This is a genomic window from Pseudomonas sp. MF6751 (assembly GCF_016613265.1).
In the GTDB taxonomy this organism is placed as follows: Bacteria; Pseudomonadota; Gammaproteobacteria; order Pseudomonadales; family Pseudomonadaceae; genus Aquipseudomonas; species Aquipseudomonas fluorescens_BV.
Genome location: NZ_JAENSV010000016.1, coordinates 1 through 20,657, shown reverse-complemented (window position 1 = coordinate 20,657; position 20,657 = coordinate 1). Strand labels below are relative to the sequence as shown.

The window sequence follows — 20,657 nt, the reverse complement described above, 5'->3', positions numbered from 1 at the left end:
TGACGCTTATGTCCAAGTTAAAACATGTATTTCTGCAATCGGCCGGCTGGCTGTTCTTTCTCAGCCTGCTGATGGGGCTCGCCCTGCTGTTGCCGGCGAGCACCTTCGATTCGCAATCGAAGAATTTTATTTTCCTGATTGGTGCCGTGGGTATCTGGCGCTACTCGATGGGCGCGACGCATTTCTTTCGCGGCATGCTGTTCCTGTACGTGGTGTACCCGCACCTGCGCCGCAAAGTGCGCAAGCTGGGCAAGGCCGCCGACCCGTCCCATGTGTTCCTGATGGTCACCAGTTTTCGTATCGACGCGCTGACCACCGCCCAGGTCTACAGCTCGGTGATTCGCGAAGCTATCGACTGCGGCTTCCCCACCACCGTGGTGTGCTCGCTGGTGGAAATGTCCGATGAGCTGCTGGTGAAAAGCCTCTGGGAAAAGATGAACCCGCCGGCTCACGTCAAGCTCGACTTCGTGCGCATCGCCGGTACTGGCAAGCGTGACGGCCTGGCGTTTGGTTTCCGCGCCATCTCCCGCCACTTGCCGGACGACCGTGCTGTAGTCGCCGTGATCGATGGCGACACCGTGCTGGCCGAAGGCGTAGTGCGCAAGACCGTGCCGTGGTTCCAGCTGTTCGGCAATGTCGGCGGCCTGACCACCAACGAATTCTGCGAAGTGCGCGGCGGCTACATCATGAGCGAATGGCACAAACTGCGCTTCGCCCAACGCCACATCAACATGTGCTCCATGGCCCTGTCCAAGCGCGTGCTGACCATGACCGGGCGCATGTCGGTATTCCGCGCCAGCGTAGTGACTGACCCGGGCTTTATCGCCGACGTGGAAAGCGACTCGCTGCAACACTGGCGCCTGGGCCGTTTCAAGTTCCTCACCGGGGATGACAAGTCCAGCTGGTTCAGCCTGATGCGCCTGGGCTACGACACTTTCTACGTGCCGGACGCCGCCATCAACACCGTGGAACACCCGCCGGAAAAGAGCTTTATCAAGGCCAGCCGCAAGCTGATGTTCCGCTGGTACGGCAACAACCTGCGCCAGAACTCCCGTGCCCTGGGCCTGGGCGTGCGTCGCCTCGGCCTGTTCACCAGCGTGGTGCTGTTCGACCAGCGCGTATCGATGTGGACCTCCCTGCTCGGCCTGACCGTGGCCATGATCGCCACCTTCAAGTACGGCGGCGCGTTCATCCTTGCCTACCTGCTGTGGATCGGCATCACCCGCCTGATCCTCACCCTGCTGCTGTCGTGCTCCGGCCACAAGATCGGCCCGGCCTACCCGCTGATTCTCTATTACAACCAGATCATGGGCGCGTTGGTGAAGATCTACGTGTTCTTCCGCCTTGATCAACAGTCCTGGACCCGCCAGGACACCAAACTGACCCGCGATTTGGCCAGCTTTCAACGTTGGTTCAACACCTGGTCGTCTCGGACCATGACCTTCTCCGCCGGCAGCATCTTCGTTGCCGTGTTGCTGATGATGGTCTGACCCTGCCAAGCCTGAATTAACCTAGGAATTACACCCGATGAATAGCCAAGTAAACGCCAACGTTGTCCACGAATCCGAAGCCCAGCGCCAACACGCCCGGGTGAAAATCCCGGCCAAGCTGCGCTTCTTCAACAGCGACCGCACGCCGACCGAAGCAAAGGTTATCGACCTGTCCGCCGGCGGCCTGGCTTTCACCGCCACCCAGCCGCTCACCATCGGCCAAGTGCACAAGGGCCGCCTGCAGTTCGTGATCGACAACCTCGGCCTGGCCATGGACGTGGAGCTGCAGATTCGCTCCTACGACCGCCAGACCGGCCGCACCGGTTGCCAGTTCCAGAACCTCGATGCCCAGGATATTTCTACCCTGCGCCACCTGATCACCTCGCACCTGTCCGGTGACATCGTGACCATGGGCGACGTACTCGCGACCCTGCAACGCGACAACTTCACCAAGGCACGCAAGGTCAAGGACGGCGGCAGTGGCATGACCGCGTTCGGTCGCCTGCGCGCCGTGACCTTCAGCCTGGCGATCTTTTTGGTGGGCCTGGCGGCCTTCGGTTTTGTGGTCAAGTCGCTCTACGGCATGTACTTCGTCAGCCACGCCCAGGCAGGCCTTGTGAGCGTACCGGGCATGAACGTGACCATGCCCCGTGACGGCACCGTGCAAAGCCTGCTCAAGGGTGATTCGGTAGCAGCCAAGGGCGCGCCGCTGGCGACTTTCAGCACCAGCATGCTCGACGTGCTCAAGGGCCACCTGGACGAAGACCAGTTGCAACCGGCCAAGGTCGAAGAACTGTTCGGCAAGCAAATGACCGGCACCCTTACTTCGCCGTGCGATTGCGTGGTGGCCCAGCAATTGGTCGCCGACGGCCAGTACGCCAGCAAGGGGGATGTGATCTTCCAACTGGTGCCGCGTGGCAGCCAGGCCAATGTGGAAGCGCGCTTCAGCTATCGCCAGTTCGGTGATGTGCGCCCAGGTACCCCGGTGAGCTTCCAGGTCGCCGACGAAGAACAAGTGCGCACCGGCACCATCGTCAGCAGCACCAGCCTGAACAGCGCCGACCTGTCCTCCGACATCCGCGTGCAGATCAAGCCTGATGCACCGCTGGACAGCACCTACGCCGGCCGCCCGGTGGAAGTCACCAGCGACCGTGGCCCATCGCTGAACTGGCTGATCGACAAAGCCATGGCTCACGGTCTGTAAGCGAGGACATGCCTGTGACTCTTCCAAATACACCGTTGACCCATGTGGGAGCCGGGCTTGCCCGCGATGCAGGCGACTCGGTGCATCAGTTGCACCGCAGCGATGCCATCGCAGGCAAGCCAGCTCCCACACAGAGCAAATTTCACTTGGCCTCTGCGTACTGCGCGCTGGCACTGGCCGTGAGCCTGGCCGGTTGCGCCGGCCTGCCCGACCAGCGCCTGGCCAATGAAGCGCTGAAACGTGGCGACACCGTCACCGCGCAGCAGAATTACCAGCAACTGGCAGAGCTGGGTTACAGCGAGGCCCAGGTGGGCCTGGCCGATATCCAGGTCGGCACCCGCGACCCAGCGCAAATCAAGCAGGCCGAAGCCACCTACCGTGCGGCGGCAGACACCTCGCCGCGTGCCCAGGCACGCCTGGGTCGCCTGTTGGCGGCCAAGCCCGGCGCCACTGAGGCCGAACACCATGAAGCCGAAAGCCTGCTGAAAAAAGCCTTTGCCAATGGTGAAGGCAATACCTTGATCCCGCTGGCAATGCTGTACCTGCAATACCCCCACAGCTTTCCCAACGTGAATGCCCAACAGCAGATCAGCCAATGGCAGGCGGCGGGTTACCCGGAGGCCGGCCTGGCCCAGGTGCTGCTGTATCGCACCCAGGGTACCTACGATCAGCACCTGGATGATGTGGAGCGCATCTGCAAAGCCGCGCTGACCACCACGGATATCTGCTACGTGGAGCTGGCCACGGTCTATCAGAAAAAACAGCAGCCGGAACAACAGGCCGAACTGCTCAAGCAAATGGAAGCAGGCGTAAGCCGTGGCACCGTGACTGCGCAGCGCGTCGACAGCGTGGCCCGCGTACTCGGCGATGCCACCCTCGGTACCCCGGACGAAAAAACTGCCCAGGCGTTGCTGGAAAAAATCGCCCCTGGCTACCCGGCGTCCTGGGTCAGCCTGGCGCAACTGCTCTACGACTTCCCCGAACTGGGCGACGTCGACCAGATGATGAAGTACCTCGACAACGGCCGCGCCGCCGACCAGCCACGCGCCGAATTGCTGTTGGGCAAGCTCTACTACGAAGGCAAGTGGGTGCCGGCCGATGCCAAGGCCGCCGAGGCACATTTCGAAAAAGCCGTGGGCCGTGAAGTGGCCGCCGATTACTACCTCGGCCAGATCTACCGCCGTGGCTACCTGGGCAAGGTCTACCCGCAAAAAGCCCTCGACCACCTGCTGACCGCAGCGCGCAACGGCCAGAACAGCGCCGACTTCGCCATCGCCCAACTGTTTTCCCAAGGCAAGGGCACCAAGCCCGACCCATTGAACGCCTATGTCTTCAGCCAACTGGCCAAGGCCCAGGACACGCCAGAAGCCAATGACCTGGCCACCCAGCTCGAAGCGCCGCTGACGCCTGAGCAACGCGCCGAAGGCCAACGCCTGGTGCAACAGGAACTGGCCGCCCGCGGCACCCTGGCCCAAAGCACGCTGCAACTGCACGCCCTGCAAGAAGAAGACGGCGAGGAATCCCTATGAAGCTCAACCCATTCGTCAAGGCCGGTATCGGCCTGACCTTCGCCCTGCTGTGGTCGTGCCCGACCCTGGCCGCGCTCACCGAAGCCAAGAACTTCGGCCTGGAAGTCAAAGCCACCGCGCAGTCCGAAGACGACCGCGACCTCGGCACCCAGAAAGGCGGCGACGTCAACGGCATCGGCCTTGACGTTCGCCCCTGGATCTACGGCGAAAGCGGCGCGTGGAGCGCCTATGCCATGGGCCAGGCGGTGGTGTCCAGCGACATCATCGAGACCGACACCCTGCAACAGTCGGCCGATGACACCACCGAGCAGCAGTCGAGCAACGACGACCGCAAGGCCAAGAAAAACTACCTGGCCCTGCGTGAGTTCTGGGTCGGCTACAGCGGCTTCACGCCCTACCCCGGCGAGATCCTCAAGTTCGGCCGTCAGCGCCTGCGCAATGACGACGGCCAATGGCGCGACACCAACATCGAAGCGCTGAATTGGACCTTCGACACCACCTTGCTCAAGGCCAATGTCGGCGCTGCCGAACGTTTCAGCGAATACCGCACCGACCTCAAGGAACTGTCGCCGGTCGACAAAGACCGCCAGCACTTCTACGCCGACGCTGCCTACCAGTGGACGCCGGGCCAGTGGATCGGCGTGCGCGGCCATCACACCCATGACGACGGCAAGCTCGACTACGCCGAACCGGGTGTCGCCAGCGACCCGCTGGACAAGCGCGAAAACGGCGACCTGACCTGGCTGGGCATCGAAGCCAACAGCGACGCCTACAACTGGCGCAACACCAACACCGTCAACTACTGGGCAAGCATCACCGGCATGCGCGGCGACCGCGACAAGGTCAACGCCTTGAACGCCGACGGCACGCGCCCCACCAGCGCCAAACGCAGCGATGACCTCAGCGGCTGGGCCACCGACATCGGTGTGCGCCTGCGCCTGGACCCGCAGTGGCAAGTGGGTGCGGCCTATTCCCGTGCCAGCGCCGAATACGAGCAGAACGGCCTGCAAAGCAACCGTTCGAACTGGACCGGCACCCAGTCCCGCGTGCATCGCTTCGGTGAAGCGTTTCGCGGCGAGATGAACAACATGCAGTCCATGAGCCTGTTCGGTTCCTGGCAGCTGCGCGAGGACTATGACGCCAGCCTGGTGTACCACAAGTTCTGGCGCGTGGACGGCAACAAGCCGGTGGGCAGCAACGGTATCGACGCGGTGCAGAACAACACCGACGACGTCACCGGCGCGATCCTCTCCAGCACCTCCCTGCCCCTTGAAGACGGCAAGAAAGACCTCGGCCAAGAGATGGACCTGGTGGTCACCAAGTACTTCAAGAAAGGCTTGCTGCCTACGGCGCTGAGCCAGTCGATCGACGAGCCTTCAGCCCTGGTGCGTTTGCGTGCCGGCGTGTTCAAGCCCGGCGATGCCTATGGCAGCCAGGTCGACTCCTACATGCACCGCGCGTTTGTCGACGTGGTCTGGAAATTCTGATGGGAGCCTGCGCCATGAATGCTCAAAGCCTACTCGTCGCGGCGATGCTGATGGCCAGCGCCACAGCGTTTGCCGATACGGCGGCCAAGGCGCCGATCATCGCCAAGGAACTGCAACAGGCCAAAACCTACACCATCTCCAGCCCGCCCACCGCGCCGCTGGAAATGGCCAAGCCGGCGCTGCCCGACCTGTCGGGCTACACCGCGCAGGCGATGGAAAAGAAAATCGTCAAGACCAAAGCCGGCAAAATCAGCATCCGCCGCATGATGCAGGAAGACGCGCTCAAGGACTTTATCGGCGGCGATAACAAGATGGCCGAATGGGTGGTGCGCCAGCATGGCATTCCCCAGGCGATCTTCGTCGACGACGGCTACATGAACCTCAAGGACCTGCTGGGCAAGGTGCCCAAGCAGTACTTCAGCGAAACGTCGCCAGGGGTGTTCCTGGCCAAGTTGCCGATCGTGGTGGGCCGTAAAGGCATCCTCGATATCGACAAAAACACCCAGGAACTGCGCCTGTCCCAGCAAGCCGGCTCGTTTTTGATCAATGACGGCCAGCTGTTCGTGCGTGACACCAAGGTCACCGGCTGGGATGAAAAAACCAACGGCCCGGCGCTGTTCAAGTCGGCCAAGGAATTCCGGCCGTTCCTGCTGGCCTGGGGCGGCACCGAGACCTATATCTCCAAGACCAAGATGGCCAGCTTCGGCTACGCCAACAGTAAGTCGTACGGGGTGAGTATTTCCCAGTACACGCCGAACATGGCCAAGGTGCTCAAGCGCCCCGAGCCGACCGGTTGGATCATCGACTCCGAGTTCTCGGACATGTGGTACGGCTTCTACTGCTACGAGACCACAGGCTTTGTGATCAAGGGCAATACCTACAAAGATAACATCGTCTACGGCATTGACCCCCATGACCGTTCCCACGGCCTGATCATCGCGGACAACACCGTGTACGGCACCAAGAAGAAGCACGGCATCATCATTTCCCGGGAAGTGAACGACAGCTTCATCTTCAACAACCGCAGCTACGACAACAAGCTCTCGGGCCTGGTAATCGACCGTAACAGCGTCAACAACCTGATCGCCGATAACGAGATCTACCGCAACCACACCGACGGCATCACTCTCTATGAGAGCGGCGACAACCTGCTGTGGGGCAACAAGGTGATCAGCAATCGGCGCCACGGGATCCGCGTGCGCAACAGCGTGAACATCAAGCTCTACGAAAACACCTCGATGGCCAACGGCCTGACCGGCGTGTACGGCCACATCAAGGACTTGACCGACACCGACCGCGACATCGCCCTCGACCCGTTTGACGCCAAGGTCTCGCTGATCGTGGTCGGCGGTGAACTGGCGGGTAACGGCAGCGGGCCGCTGTCCATCGACTCGCCGTTGAGTATCGAACTGTATCGCGTGTCGATGCTGGCGCCGACCAAATCCAGCGGCATCAGCTTCTCCGGCATCCTGGGCGACCGCCAGGAAGAAATTCTCGACCTGCTGGTGCGCCAGCAGAAAGCCGTGCTGATCGACCCCGTCGAACGCCAGACCGAATTGCAGGACTGAGGATGACCCTTATGCACCCACACATGATCAAACTGCTGAGCCTCTCGGGTCTGACCCTCGGCCTGCTGGCGGCCAGCCAGGGCGTACGCGCCGATGAAGTCAAAGCGCCTACCTTCACCGCCGAACCGTGCTGCAGCCTGTGCCCGGCCGCCCATGACGCGAAGAACTACACCACGCGCTACCAGCAGAACTTCACCACCCTGGTGCAAGCCCAGGGCGACTGGCTGTTCCGTACCCAGGAAGACCTGCGCACCGAGTTCGACACCACCCCGGCCGGCTACAAGCGCATGCAGCAGTTGCACGATGCGTTCAAGAGCAAGGGCGTGGAACTGGTGGTGGTCTACCAGCCAACCCGTGGCCTGGTGAACCGCAACAAGCTCAACCCCGAGGAAAAGGCCAAGTACGATTTCGACAAGGCCCTGACCAACTACAAGACCATGCTCGGTCGTTTCGCCAAGATGGGCTACGTGGTACCAGACCTGTCGCCGCTGACCAACGAGCAGTTGCCGGATGAGTTACCGGCCCACGATTTCTACTTCCGTGGCGACCAGCACTGGACCCCATACGGCGCCCAGCGCACCGCGAAAATCGTCGCCGCCAAGGTCAAGCAGATGCCGGAATATGCCGAGATTCCCAAGCGTGAATTCGAGACCAAGCGCTCGGGCCGCATGGGCAAGACCGGCACCCTGCACAACATGGCCGGGCAACTGTGCGGCACCAGCTATGCGATCCAGTACATGGACCAGTTCACCACCGAGCCCAAGGGCGAAGCCGGTGACGGCGACCTGTTCGGCGATTCGGGCAACCCGCAGATCACCCTGGTGGGCACCAGCCACAGCGGCAAGAACTACAACTTCGCCGGTTTCCTCGAAGAAGAAATCGGTGCCGACATCCTCAACGTCGCCTTCCCCGGCGGTGGCCTGGAAGGTTCGATGCTGCAGTACCTGGGCAGCGACGAGTTCCAGAAGACCCCACCGAAGATCCTGATCTGGGAATTCTCGCCGCTGTACCGTCTCGACCAGGAAACCATCTACCGCCAGATGATGGCGCTGCTGGACAACGGCTGCGAAGGCAAGACCGCGCAGATGTCGGCCAGCACCACGCTCAAACCGGGCAAAAACGAACTGATGGTCAACAGCGCGAACAAAGACCTGCGCAACGCCAACCATCAGGTCGATATCCGCTTCGCCGATCCGTCGGTGAAAACCTTGCAAGCCACCCTCTGGTACATGAACGGGCGCCACGAGGACATCAAGATCGAGAAACCCGAGACATCCGATACAGACGGGCGTTTCGCCTTTGAACTGCGCACCGATGAAGACTGGGCCTCGCAGAACTTGCTGGCCGTGGAAGTGCAGGGCCCCGAAGCGGGCGCTGCGGCGCAGAAGGTTGAAGCGAAAATTTGCACACGCAACGTATTCCCAAGCGGTGGTCAGCAGACCGCCCAACTCGGGAAGTGAGGTTACTTATGCAAAAGTTATTGCTCCCTACCCTGCTGGGCCTGGCCGTGTTTGCCGGCTCCGTGAATGCGGCCGCGCCGTTGCGCCCGCCTCAGGGCTATTTCGCACCGATCGAAGCGTTCAAGACCGGCGACTTCAAGAATGATTGCGACAGCATGCCAACGCCCTACACCGGGCCATTGCAGTTTCGCAGCAAGTACGAAGGCTCCGACAAGGCCCGTTCGACCCTGAATGTGCAGTCGGAAAAAGCCTTTCGCGACAGCACCGCCGACATCACCAAGCTGGAAAAAGACACCAGCAAGCGCGTGATGCAGTTCATGCGTGACGGTCGCCCGCAGCAGCTCGAATGCACGCTCAACTGGCTGGTGTCATGGGCCAAGGCGGATGCGTTGATGTCCAAGGACTTCAACCACACCGGCAAATCCATGCGCAAATGGGCATTGGGCAGCATGGCCTCGGCCTATGTGCGCTTGAAGTTCTCCGAGTCGCAGCCGCTGGCCAAGCACCCGCAGGAAGCCCAGCAAATCGAAGCCTGGTTCAACAAGCTGGCCGACCAGGTGGTGAGCGACTGGGACAACCTGCCCCTGGAAAAAACCAACAACCACTCCTACTGGGCAGCCTGGTCGGTGATGGCAACATCCATCGCTACCAACCGCCGCGACCTGTTTGACTGGGCGGTGAAGGAATACAAGGTCGGCGTGAACCAGGTCGATGACCAGGGTTTCTTGCCGAACGAATTGAAGCGCCAGCAACGCGCCCTGTCGTACCACAACTACGCGCTGCCGCCGCTGTCGATGATCGCCAGCTTTGCCCTGGTCAACGGCGTGGACCTGCGCCAGGAAAACAACAGCGCGCTCAAGCGCCTGGGCGACAAGGTGCTGGCGGGGGTGAAAGACCCGGACATCTTCGAGCAGAAGAACGGCAAAGAGCAGGACATGAAGGACCTCAAGGAAGACATGAAATTTGCCTGGCTTGAGCCCTTCTGCACCCTCTACACCTGCGCCCCGGATGTGATCGAACGCAAGCATGGCATGCAACCGTTCAAGACCTTCCGCCTGGGCGGAGACCTGACCAAGGTCTACGACCCGGCGCATGAAAAAGGCAACAAAGGCAGCTGATACATAGCTCCCGGTTGGACTCGGTCCAACTGTGGGAGCTGGCTTGCCTGCGATAGGGGCCTGACATTCAACATTGATGTCGACTGAAACACCGCCATCGCAGGCAAGCCAGCTCCCACCGTTAACCCGGTTCCTTCAGTGAAATTGCAATACAGCCTCCCCCGAAATCGTGGGGGGGTTTGGGGGGGCTCTGGCCCTTGACTGTTGGTTAAACATGGAGAGATCGGGATGGTTTTCTCGTCCAATGTGTTCCTGTTTCTGTTCTTGCCGATCTTCCTCGGCTTGTACTATTTGAGCGGGCAACGCTATCGCAATCTGCTGCTGCTGATTGCCAGCTACGTGTTCTACGCCTGGTGGCGAGTGGACTTCCTGGCGCTGTTCGCGGCCGTCACGCTGTGGAACTACTGGATCGGCCTCAAGGTCGGTGCCGCCGGTGTGCGCACCAAGCCGGCGCAGCGCTGGCTGTTGCTCGGGGTGGCGGTCGACCTGTGCATCCTCGGCTATTTCAAGTACGCCAACTTCGGCGTCGACAGCATCAATGTGATGATGAAGTCCGCGGGCCTGGAGCCGTTCATCCTCACCCACGTGTTGTTGCCGATCGGGATCTCGTTCTACATCTTCGAGTCCATCAGCTACATCATCGACGTGTACCGTGGAGACACCCCGGCGACCCGCAACCTCATCGACTTCGCAGCGTTCGTGGCGATCTTCCCGCACCTGATCGCCGGTCCCGTGCTGCGCTTTCGCGACCTGGCCGACCAGTTCAACAACCGCACCCACACCCTGGATAAATTCTCCGAGGGCTGCACGCGGTTCATGCAGGGTTTCATCAAGAAGGTCTTTATTGCCGACACCCTGGCGGTGGTGGCCGACCATTGCTTCGCCCTGCAAAACCCCACCACAGGCGATGCCTGGCTCGGCGCGCTGGCCTACACCGCGCAGTTGTACTTCGACTTCTCCGGCTACAGCGACATGGCCATTGGCTTGGGCTTGATGATGGGTTTCCGCTTCATGGAAAACTTCAAGCAGCCCTACATCAGTCAGTCGATCACCGAGTTCTGGCGGCGCTGGCACATCAGCCTGTCCACCTGGCTGCGTGACTACCTGTACATCACCCTGGGCGGCAACCGCAAAGGCACCCTGACGACTTACCGCAACCTGTTCCTTACCATGCTGCTCGGTGGCCTGTGGCACGGCGCCAACATCACCTACATCGTGTGGGGCGCCTGGCACGGCATGTGGCTGGCGATTGAAAAAGCCATCGGCCTGAACACCGCGCCGCGCAGTTTCAATGTGCTGCGCTGGGCCTTTACCTTCCTGCTGGTGGTAATGGGCTGGGTGATTTTCCGCGCCGAAAACCTGCACGTTGCCGGGCGTATGTACGGTGCGATGTTCAGCTTCAGCGAGTGGTCACTGTCGGAACTCAACCGCGCCAACCTTACCGGCCTGCAAGTGGCAACCCTGGTGGTGGCCTACGCAACGCTGGCGTTTTTCGGTCTGCGCGACTTCTACACCAACCGCCCTGCCGACAAGTCCAAGCCAGCCGACCCGAGCCTGATCAAGGCCGTACCCGGCGATAACCCTGGCAGCATCCACGAGCCCGGTTTCAGCGTGGGCCGTGACGCTGCCGTGCAACCGGCTTACTGGACCGCTGACTGGCCACGCTACGCCATGCGCGCTGCGGTGCTACTGCTGTTCGTGGCGTCGATCCTGAAACTGTCGGCGCAGAGTTTCTCGCCGTTCCTTTACTTCCAATTCTGAGGGAGCCGACCATGACCCGTTCATTACGCGTCCTCTACATAAGCCTGTTCCTGGTGCTGTTGCTGGCACTGGGCGCCTGGTCGCTGCGCAGTTTCTTCGGCTTCAGCACCAACGCCGATGCCACGGTGCTTAACGGTCGCTGGACCAAAGCCGTCGAGACTCACTACGACGACGAGTTCCCGATCAAGCGCCTGGGCACCAACCTGTGGGCAGCGCTGGACTACAAGCTGTTCAATGAAGGCCGCCCTGGCGTGGTGCTGGGCCGTGATCACTGGTTGTACAGCGACGAGGAATTCAACCCCGCCGTCAACGAAGACCAGAACCTGCAAGGCAACTACGCGCTGGTCGAAGGCGTACGCCAGAAGCTCAAGGCCCAGGGCATCCAACTGGTGATGGCGATCGTGCCGGCCAAGGTGCGCCTGTATCCGGAGCATCTGGGTGAAGTGAAACCGGCCAGCGTGCACGCCAACCTGTACCAGGACTTCCACGCCCGCGTGGCGGCAGACAACATCCCGGCGCCAGACCTGCTCGGCCCGCTGCAACAGGCCAAGCTCGCCGGCAAGCAAGTGTTCCTGCGTACCGATACCCACTGGACCCCGGACGGTGCAGAAATTGCTGCCAAGCAATTGGCCAAGGCGATTGCCGACAAGACCCCACTGAGCGGCGAGCCGCAGCGCTTTGTCACCGAGGCCGAGAAAACCGAGCCGCATAAAGGCGACCTGCGTTTGTTCCTGCCCCTGGACCCGCTGTTCGAAAACCTGATGCCACCTAAAGAGCCGCTGGAAAAACGCGTCACCCACCTGGCCGAAGAGAAAGGTGATGACGCGCTGTTCAGCGACAGCGAAACCCCGGTGGCACTGGTCGGCACCAGCTACAGCGCCAACCCCAACTGGAACTTCGTCGGTGCGCTCAAGCAAGCCTTGCACAGCGACGTGGTTAGCTACGCCGAAGACGGCCATGGCCCGATCCTGCCGATGCTCAGCTACCTCAAAAGTGATGACTTCAAGAACAGCCCGCCCCAGGTGCTGATCTGGGAATTCCCCGAACGCTATCTGCCCGTCAACAACGAAATCGGTGATGCCGACCCAGCCTGGGTTGCGCAGCTTAAACAAGCCGGTTCGCGCCAACAGAACATGGCAATCAACACATCTAAATCCGAGACGCCCGACCGGGCGCAAAACTGAAAGAGAGGTAACTCACAATGACTTTCACTACTACTCCTCGTCGTCTCGCTAAAACCCTGGCTATCGCAGCGGGCTTGAGCTTCGTATCCCTGTCGGCCTTCGCTGCCGGTGATGCCGCCCTGTACGGCCCGACCGCACCAAAAGGCTCCAGCTTTGTACGTATCTACAACGCCAGCAACCAAGAAGTCAGCGCCACCGTCGGCAGCACCAACCTCAGCGACGTTGCGCCACTGGCCAGCAGCGACTTCAGCTTCATGCCGGGCGGTGACTACAGCGCCAAGGTCGGCAGCCAGACCCTGCCGGTCAAGCTGGCTGCCGACCACTACTACACCCTGGTCAACAGTGGCAGCGGCCAGCCGCAGTTGATTGAAGAGCCCCCGTTCAAGAACAAGCAGAAATCCCTGGTGCGCGTGCAGAACCTCAGCGACAAGGCCCTGACCCTGAAAACCGCCGATGGCAAGACCGATGTGGTCAAGTCGGTGGCTGCCAAGGGCCGTGGCGAACGTGAGATCAACCCGGTGAAAGTGAGCCTGGCGTTGTATGACGGTGACAAGAAAGTCGGCGATGTGAAGCCGGTTGCGTTGGAACGCGGTGAAGCGGCGGTGCTGTATGTCACCGGCTCAGGTTCAAGCCTGTCGCCAGTGTGGGTGAAACGCCCGGTATCGACCCGCTGATTATTTCCCTGAGTTGACACGCCCCCTTGTGGGAGCTGGCTTGCCTGCGATGGCGGTCTTGAAGGCGCCATCGCAGGCAAGCCAGCTCCCACACTGAACGGGTTTCAGCTCAGGACCGAGACAAAAACAAGAGTGAAACGACAAACCTTCGTAGCTCTGACCCAAACTGATTCAAGGAGAAACACCCATGATCCCAGTAATCCTTTCCGGTGGTAGCGGCTCACGTCTTTGGCCGCTTTCCCGTAAACAGTTCCCCAAGCAGTTCCTGGCCCTGACTGGCGAGCACACCTTGTTCCAGCAAACCCTGGAGCGCCTGGTGTTCGAAGGCATGGACGCCCCCATCGTGGTCTGCAACAAAGACCACCGTTTCATCGTCAATGAGCAACTGAGCGCACGCAAGCTCGAGTGCCAGCGCATCCTGATGGAACCTTTCGGCCGCAACACTGCGCCGGCCGTGGCCCTGACCGCAATGATGCTGGTCAACGAAGGCCGTGACGAGCTGATGCTGGTACTGCCCGCCGACCACGTGATCGACGACCAGAAAGCCCTGCAACGCGCACTGGCCCTGGCCACCGTGGCCGCTGAGCGTGGCGAGATGGTGCTGTTCGGCGTGCCGGCCACCCGGCCGGAAACCGGCTACGGCTACATCAAGTCCACCAACGACTCGCTGCTGCCTGAAGGCGTGAGCCGCGTGCAGCAGTTCGTGGAGAAACCCGATGAAAAACGTGCAATCGAGTTCGTCAAAAGCGGTGGCTACTTCTGGAACAGCGGCATGTTCCTGTTCCGCGCCAGCCGCTTCCTCGAAGAGCTGAAAAAGCACGACCCGGATATCTACGACACCTGCGTGCTGACCCTGGAACGCAGCGAGCAGACCGCCGACACCGTGACCTTTGACGACTCCACGTTCGCGTGCTGCCCGGACAACTCCATCGACTACGCCGTGATGGAAAAAACCCAGCGCGCCTGCGTAGTCCCGCTGGCAGCCGGTTGGAGCGACGTGGGCTGCTGGGCTTCGCTGTGGGCGGTCAACGATAAAGACGCCAACGGTAACGTGAGCAAAGGCGATGTAGTGATCCAGGACAGCCGCAACTGCATGGTGCATGGCAACGGCAAGCTGGTGTCGGTGATCGGCCTGGACAACATCGTGGTGGTGGAAACCAAGGACGCGATGATGATTGCCCACAAGGACAAGGTCCAGGGCGTCAAGCAGATGGTCAACACCCTCAACGAACAAGGCCGCAGCGAAACCCAGAACCACTGCGAAGTCTACCGTCCTTGGGGCTCTTATGACTCGGTGGACATGGGCGGACGCTTCCAGGTCAAGCACATCTCGGTCAAGCCGGGCGCGTGCCTGTCGCTGCAGATGCACCACCACCGCGCCGAACACTGGATCGTGGTCAGCGGCACCGCCGAAGTCACCTGTGACGACAACGTGTTCCTGCTCTGCGAAAACCAGTCCACCTACATCCCGATCGCCTCGGTGCACCGCCTGCGCAACCCGGGCAAGATCCCGTTGGAGATCATCGAAGTGCAATCGGGCAGTTACCTGGGCGAGGACGACATCGAACGCTTCGAAGATATCTACGGCCGCTCGACGCCGATTGAGCGTGGCGTATCGGTGAAAACTATCGCGCAGTAAAACAGTCGTACAAGAAGCCCTCGCCCAGCCCATTGCGTCCCCTATCCGCAGTGGGTTGGGTGGGGGCTTTTCGGTTCAATGACCATCAAAACAGACAGACAGCCCCTCGCAGGGTGTCAGGCCTGTTTTTAACGAACCCAGTTACGCGGTGCAAACGCGTTGTAATTGCCGTCCTCCTTGGGTTCAGCATTTTTATACGTGTTCTTGCCGATTTTCTCCGCCGCTTTACCCCCCCACATCAGCGCCGAACCTGCGACTTTCGAGGAAAGGCCACCTGAGCTTGCCATCTTCTTGCCGGCCACCTTCGCCATCCCGCCAACGAACGTCAACGCGGCCCCATAGGCTTTGTCTTTCGAACTGTCGGTGCTATGAAGTACTGAGGATGGCAAAACATGCGAACGAATTGTATCGCCGAGGCCTTGCAGCACAGTTTGCCGCAAGCTCGTAAGCCCCATACTTTGCATACGCGGCCCCGAGCGCGATTCGAGGGGGGCGGCACTCGCTTGCACGTGTCCTGCCTGGCTGGAGGCCTCCGCTGGTGCGGACACGCTGAGAGGGGTGGACAGGCTTACAGCGGCGTCTGAAATATTCATAAAAAACTCACATTGTATAAGTGCAACGTTGGGTTCCGTCGTTGATCAACCAAGCCTCCTTGCGCAAACTGTGTGGCAAGTTATTCAAACCGGTTCCCACATCGTCGGGTGCAATGACCTACGTTGACCCTTGCCCTCATCTTGCCGATCCTTGCGCCTACCATGACGCATTCGTGATGAGGTTTGACGGCCTCAGAGATTCATAGGATCCCTTCTTTTTCAGAAGATCCATGTCAGCTATGAGTGGGTTGGGTGGGGGCTTTTTATTTGGGCTTTGCGGTGCCTGTTCAGTCTTCTTCGGCAGCCCTTTTCACAGCTTGACGACCCCCATAGATTACGGAAAAACTTTGTGGGCTCATGATGTCGGCAGACAGCACACCACTGATCCATCGCTAGTGGCGGGAACGCTTTTACTGAGTGCAAACACCCTTTATTGATTAAAAAATTATTGCTCTGCTTTAACTACTATAGGGTTGTTGGATCGATTAAAAAAGATTCGTTGTTGAAAGCCATGAGTCTCTCTTATTTCGTTCAATATCTGCTGAACCGGATTGTAGCGAACATCCAGATGGGCAAACCCTACTGAAACCATAAATGTACGGTCTTTATTTACACTCGCCTCAACCCCGACTTTTTCCGCCAGATACGGGTTAATGAATTCATCCCTCCAAACCGACGAGGTGATAGTTCTTAATCGCTCAACGGTACTCTCGGGATAACCTTCCGGCTTTGTAAAGTCTGAAATAACCAATGAAAACTCCTTGGCTAACTCTTCAGCCTGCATAAATAACTGGCTGGTAACTTTCGCTCCAAGCATCTCGACATCATCCAAAACCGCGCCCGACGAGATTACACTCGACTCAGAATGATCCATCGCGATGATAAAGAGCTCTAGCATCGAAGTCGAGAGTTCTTCTGGTTCCCACCCAATCACCGCGCTTTTATTTTTGTCGATAAATTCAGGAATGAATTTTTCAACCTTAATGGCTGCGTCAGTTGGAGTGGCTTCCACATACAAACTTAGCGCACCGATTCTGTTTGCAGCCATTACATCAGGTATATCCGAGGCGTAAGCAAATGAGGGACTGGCGTGGCCATCCCCCGAGAATATGATCTTAGGTGTCCCATCGCTAAACGCAGCTCTCAGTTCATTATCACTTAACGCCCGCTCTTGACCATCAACATAGGTAAACCACACGGTGGGTGAAAGCCCAAGGATATCTGTGAACGTCACTGGGTTATTGCGCACCATCTCATAGCGATTAAGCCCATCCACTTCACCTGCAGGGTCGGGATTACTCCATCGCTGTAACCACGGCACGTAGTACCTGAACCCATAGTAATAAAGCCCCGTCGCATCCCGCTCCTTGCCCGAATAACGCAACGTGCGATAACTCTCTTCGCTCGAATCACCCTTCTGCGTGAAGGCCGTCGTACCAAACGGATGATACGTCTCGCGACTGATGATCCGCGCTTCACTGTCCAGTTCCAGCGAACAAGAGCCCAGATGATCGCTAAGGGTGTAACGGTATTGATCATTCGCCAGTTGCTGCGGCGCCGCGCCTTCCCAATGCAACACCTGCACCGTGGTGCGGCCGGCCTGGACGGTGACGACGTGCAGTTTCTCGCCATCCCCATCGCGCGTTTCCAGCCCTGGTAGATATCGGGTCTCACTGACCAAGGTGCGGGCGTTGGTTTGCGTCGTGCGCACCTTGCGCTGGCGCATGCCGTCGGCACCGTAGACATAGCGCTCGGTGTCATCCAGGCACAACGTTCGCTCTACGGTATGCACGTGGCTCAGTTGATTACGTACATCCCAATTGAGTGTGCGGCCCCGATCCAACACCAACAGGTTGCCGTTGGCATCGAAGCCTTCGGAGATCTCCGCTTCGGTCGGTGGTCTCCCCTCCACCTCAGGCAGGCAGCGATTACTGTGCTTGGCCGCCGTCAACACACGCCCATGTTGCTGTGGGCCGTGGTGGATCAGCTCGAGCAAATTGCCGCCAGCGTCGTAGCGATAGGTTTGACGATAGTTAGCCACGGCAGCCGGATCCTCGAGATGAGCAGGCCCGCGATTAGCGCTGCCGGCCTCCCAGCCGGTGGCTTCGATCAACTGGTAAAGACTGTCGTAGGTATAGCGGTTGATCGGCTCGATGCGTTGGTTGGCAAAGAAGCGCACCGGCAGTGCCTTGTCTTCAAGGCTAAGGATATTGCCCACCGGGTCATAGACGTAGTGCAAATCCTGTAGCGGTTCGTCGCTAGGCCCGGCAGCGCTCAGACGGTTCAATCGCCCGTCTTTCGGGCAGTAATCAAACCGACTGGTGACCTGGTTGCCTGCCGTTTGCTGTTCTATCTGTCCTTGAGCGTTGTAGTGAATGTCATGTACCAGCCGCTGCGGGGCGGTCGCGTTTTTCAGCTGCAGCCAGGCCTCGCGCAATCGGCCGTCGATGGTGTGAGTGAAACGCTGCCGATTGCCCCGCGCATCGGTTTGCTCCAGCACATCGCCCAACGGGTTGAGCAGCAAAGCGCTGCGAGCACCGGCTGCTTGTTCAAGCAAATCATCTCTCTCATCAAGGGGCAGTGGCCAATCAGGCATATCCAGGCTTTGCAGATAACGCTGGGTTTGCGCTATCGGCTCGCCAGCTACCCCGTAGTAGTCGAAATGACGAGTACCGGCCGGGTCATCTTGGCGCACCACCCGCCCACATTGATTACGTTCAGCCGCAGTCGGCTCAGCCATCCCGTATGCAAAGCGCTCGGTGCAGGCTGAATTTTCAATAATCGCCACAGGTCGCAGTAGCGCATCGAATACTACGCGGCGTTGACTACCGCGCCCATTCCAGAACTGCACACCCTGCCCAGCCTCACCGAACAGTTGAACATCCCAACCCGCATCGACGCTTTGAATCAACAATACTTGGCCGCCAAGCGAGTGAAGGATATTCAGGTTGGCAGGCACCTGCGGGTCGTCTTTTTGCACCGACTGCAGACGCGGGTCCCAGCGCGCTGTCGCTCTGCCTACCGCGTCATGCGCAGTGCGGTCGATGTGTGCCTGTGCCGCTTGGCCGGCAGTCGATCGTAAATACTTCACCGAGCGAACGGGTAGACTTCTCGGATCGGTAACAGTCAATGTGGGGGTATGGCTATTCAAGCTGAGCATGGCTGAGTCTCTCTACTTGAGGATTGCCGACATAAAATTCATTTCACACCGGCCATCTCCGTTCGAAGTTCGTGGTTAATAGCGCTCATGGGGATTTTATTTCCAAGAGTTTGCACTACCTACCTTAATGAAGCGTCTAAGCGGCATCTTTTCATTTCTACGATCATTAAAGCCCTGAACGTCGCCTCCCGACTCGACCAATATAGCCTGACGAACGATATCATTGGCCTCACTATCATATTCTCTTATGATCGAGCTAAACACCTTTGGACCCACCATCGAACTCATCAACTTTATTCGCTCAGGTGTTTCCAACTCGAGTATCCCGGCTCCGATGCGACCGTGACTATCCGTATACTCTTCAGACTTAACAACTTCTTTATAACGCACGACCATTTCTTTCTCGATATGCTTCAGTGTTTTGTTTCCAGCATGCGCGGCAAACGAGCTATTGTTTATCAGCACCGCATTTCTGGAGCCCCTATTTTCCCAAGGCACCCAAACAGGTGAGTTTGTGATTATTTCGTCGGGTCTTGCATAAAGCGTCGTATCGCCCAGGCGCTCGTGCCCTTCACTCTCAGCACCGAGATACTGGTCATCGACATCGGAGTAGAGCCCTCCTTTCTTGCGAACCAAATAGGGCCGTAGCGTATCCACCGCAAACGCAAAGTTTTTTGGATCTCCCGACCTGAAGTCTTTATAAATAGCCCCCACTGGACTTTTTTTGAATTTCCTGAAGAGTTTCTCCTCTCTCAAATAGACAACATTATGAACTTTAAGATCCTGTAGGACATTCGCAAATGCATCCTCGTTACCTGACTCAAGATAAAGATGAACTTTATACCCGCTCGCCTGCTCAACAGTATTATTAATATTGCTGACATGCGCCGCCAACGCTTCCGCTGACTCGCCCACCCATATCAAGTGGATATCTTTATTCACCGGCTCGCGTTTCTCACCCACAGCGTCTCGATAACCAATGGGATTACCGCCTAGAAAGGCGAATACATTTAAACCATCACTGACACCCACGGGGTCCGGGTTAATCCAGCGCTGAAACCTGGGCATGTAATAGCGCAGACCGTAATAATAAAGGCCGGTCGCATCCCGCTCCTTACCCGAATAACGCAACGTGCGATAACTCTGCTCGCTCGAGTCTCCCCTCTCAGTGAACGCCGTACTGCCAAACGGATGATAAGTCTCGCGGCTGATGATCCGCGCTTCACTGTCCAGCTCCAGCGAGCAGGACCCCAAATGATCGTTCAGGTTGTAGCGGTATTGATCATTGGCCAGTTGACGCGGCACCGCGCCCTCCCAGTGCAACACCTGCACCGTGGTGCGGCCGGCCTGAACAGTGACGACATACAGTTTTTCGTCATCAATCGTGCGGGTTTCCAGACCGGGTAAATAGCACGTCTCGCTGATCACCGTGCGGGCGTTGGTTTGCGTCGTGCGCACCTTGCGCTGACGCATGCCGTCGGCACCGTAGACGTAGCGCTCGGTGTCATCCAGGCACAACGTTCGCTCTACGGTATGCACGTGGCTCAGTTGATTACGTACATCCCAACTCAGTTTTCGGCCCCGGTCCAACATCAACAGGTTGCCGCTGGCATCGAAGCCTTCGGAGATCTCCGCTTCGGTCGGTGGCCTCCCGCCCACCTCGGGCAGGCAGCGATTACTGTGCTTGGCCGCCGTCAACACACGCCCATGTTGCTGTGGGCCGTGGTGGATCAGCTCGAGCAAATTGCCGCCAGCGTCGTAGCGATAGGTTTGACGATAGTTAGCCACGG

The 20,657-nt window shown here is 59.0% G+C and carries 14 protein-coding genes; 11 read left to right on the top strand and 3 right to left on the bottom strand.

Features of this window, described 5'->3' with window-relative positions; genetic code table 11:
• The first annotated feature begins 8 nt into the window (after nucleotides 1–8).
• The 11 genes from alg8 to JJD66_RS14965 all read left to right on the top strand — a co-directional run bounded on the left by alg8 (nucleotide 9) and on the right by JJD66_RS14965 (nucleotide 15,114).
• Entirely contained in the window at nucleotides 9–1,490 is a 1,482-nt protein-coding gene (gene alg8, locus JJD66_RS15015) for a mannuronan synthase (protein ID WP_161794312.1), read from the top strand.
• A gap of 37 nt (nucleotides 1,491–1,527) precedes the next feature.
• Entirely contained in the window at nucleotides 1,528–2,694 is a 1,167-nt protein-coding gene (locus JJD66_RS15010) for an alginate biosynthesis protein Alg44 (protein ID WP_014717008.1), read from the top strand.
• A gap of 8 nt (nucleotides 2,695–2,702) precedes the next feature.
• Entirely contained in the window at nucleotides 2,703–4,223 is a 1,521-nt protein-coding gene (gene algK / locus JJD66_RS15005) for an alginate biosynthesis TPR repeat lipoprotein AlgK (protein WP_442800177.1), read from the top strand.
• Nucleotides 4,220–5,710: an alginate export family protein gene (locus JJD66_RS15000; RefSeq protein WP_200648478.1), complete on the top strand. Its 1,491-nt coding sequence runs from the start codon at nucleotides 4,220–4,222 to the stop codon at nucleotides 5,708–5,710. The genes algK and JJD66_RS15000 overlap by 4 nt, the downstream gene beginning before the upstream one ends.
• A complete protein-coding gene (gene algG / locus JJD66_RS14995) occupies nucleotides 5,710–7,278 on the top strand; it encodes a mannuronan 5-epimerase AlgG (protein ID WP_038448982.1) in 1,569 nt (522 codons plus the stop codon). The genes JJD66_RS15000 and algG overlap by 1 nt, the downstream gene beginning before the upstream one ends.
• An 11-nt stretch (nucleotides 7,279–7,289) precedes the next feature.
• Entirely contained in the window at nucleotides 7,290–8,738 is a 1,449-nt protein-coding gene (locus tag JJD66_RS14990) for an alginate O-acetyltransferase (protein WP_060763580.1), read from the top strand.
• An 8-nt stretch (nucleotides 8,739–8,746) separates the two neighbouring features.
• Nucleotides 8,747–9,856 (top strand): mannuronate-specific alginate lyase, encoded by a 1,110-nt coding sequence (locus tag JJD66_RS14985; RefSeq protein WP_054898941.1) that lies wholly within the window; start codon nucleotides 8,747–8,749, stop codon nucleotides 9,854–9,856.
• Between the two features lie 228 nt (nucleotides 9,857–10,084).
• Nucleotides 10,085–11,617: an MBOAT family O-acyltransferase gene (locus JJD66_RS14980; RefSeq protein ID WP_105225826.1), complete on the top strand. Its 1,533-nt coding sequence runs from the start codon at nucleotides 10,085–10,087 to the stop codon at nucleotides 11,615–11,617.
• Nucleotides 11,618–11,628: 11 nt separating this feature from the next.
• Nucleotides 11,629–12,801, top strand: a complete 1,173-nt coding sequence (locus tag JJD66_RS14975; RefSeq protein ID WP_198714908.1) for an alginate O-acetyltransferase — start codon at nucleotides 11,629–11,631, stop codon at nucleotides 12,799–12,801.
• 17 nt (nucleotides 12,802–12,818) lie between these two features.
• A complete protein-coding gene (locus tag JJD66_RS14970; protein WP_032893493.1) occupies nucleotides 12,819–13,475 on the top strand; it encodes an alginate O-acetyltransferase AlgF in 657 nt (218 codons plus the stop codon).
• Nucleotides 13,476–13,662: 187 nt separating this feature from the next.
• A complete protein-coding gene (locus JJD66_RS14965; RefSeq protein WP_105225824.1) occupies nucleotides 13,663–15,114 on the top strand; it encodes a mannose-1-phosphate guanylyltransferase/mannose-6-phosphate isomerase in 1,452 nt (483 codons plus the stop codon).
• Between the two features lie 128 nt (nucleotides 15,115–15,242).
• Here JJD66_RS14965 and JJD66_RS14960 read toward each other — a convergent pair whose 3' ends face one another.
• From JJD66_RS14960 to JJD66_RS14950, 3 genes are all read right to left on the bottom strand, one after another.
• Entirely contained in the window at nucleotides 15,243–15,707 is a 465-nt protein-coding gene (locus JJD66_RS14960) for a hypothetical protein (protein WP_105225823.1), read from the bottom strand.
• 445 nt (nucleotides 15,708–16,152) lie between these two features.
• Entirely contained in the window at nucleotides 16,153–18,687 is a 2,535-nt protein-coding gene (locus JJD66_RS14955; protein ID WP_325167108.1) for an RHS repeat domain-containing protein, read from the bottom strand.
• A 276-nt stretch (nucleotides 18,688–18,963) separates the two neighbouring features.
• A partial coding sequence (locus tag JJD66_RS14950; protein WP_325167107.1) for an RHS repeat-associated core domain-containing protein occupies nucleotides 18,964–20,657 on the bottom strand: 1,694 nt, incomplete at its 5' end.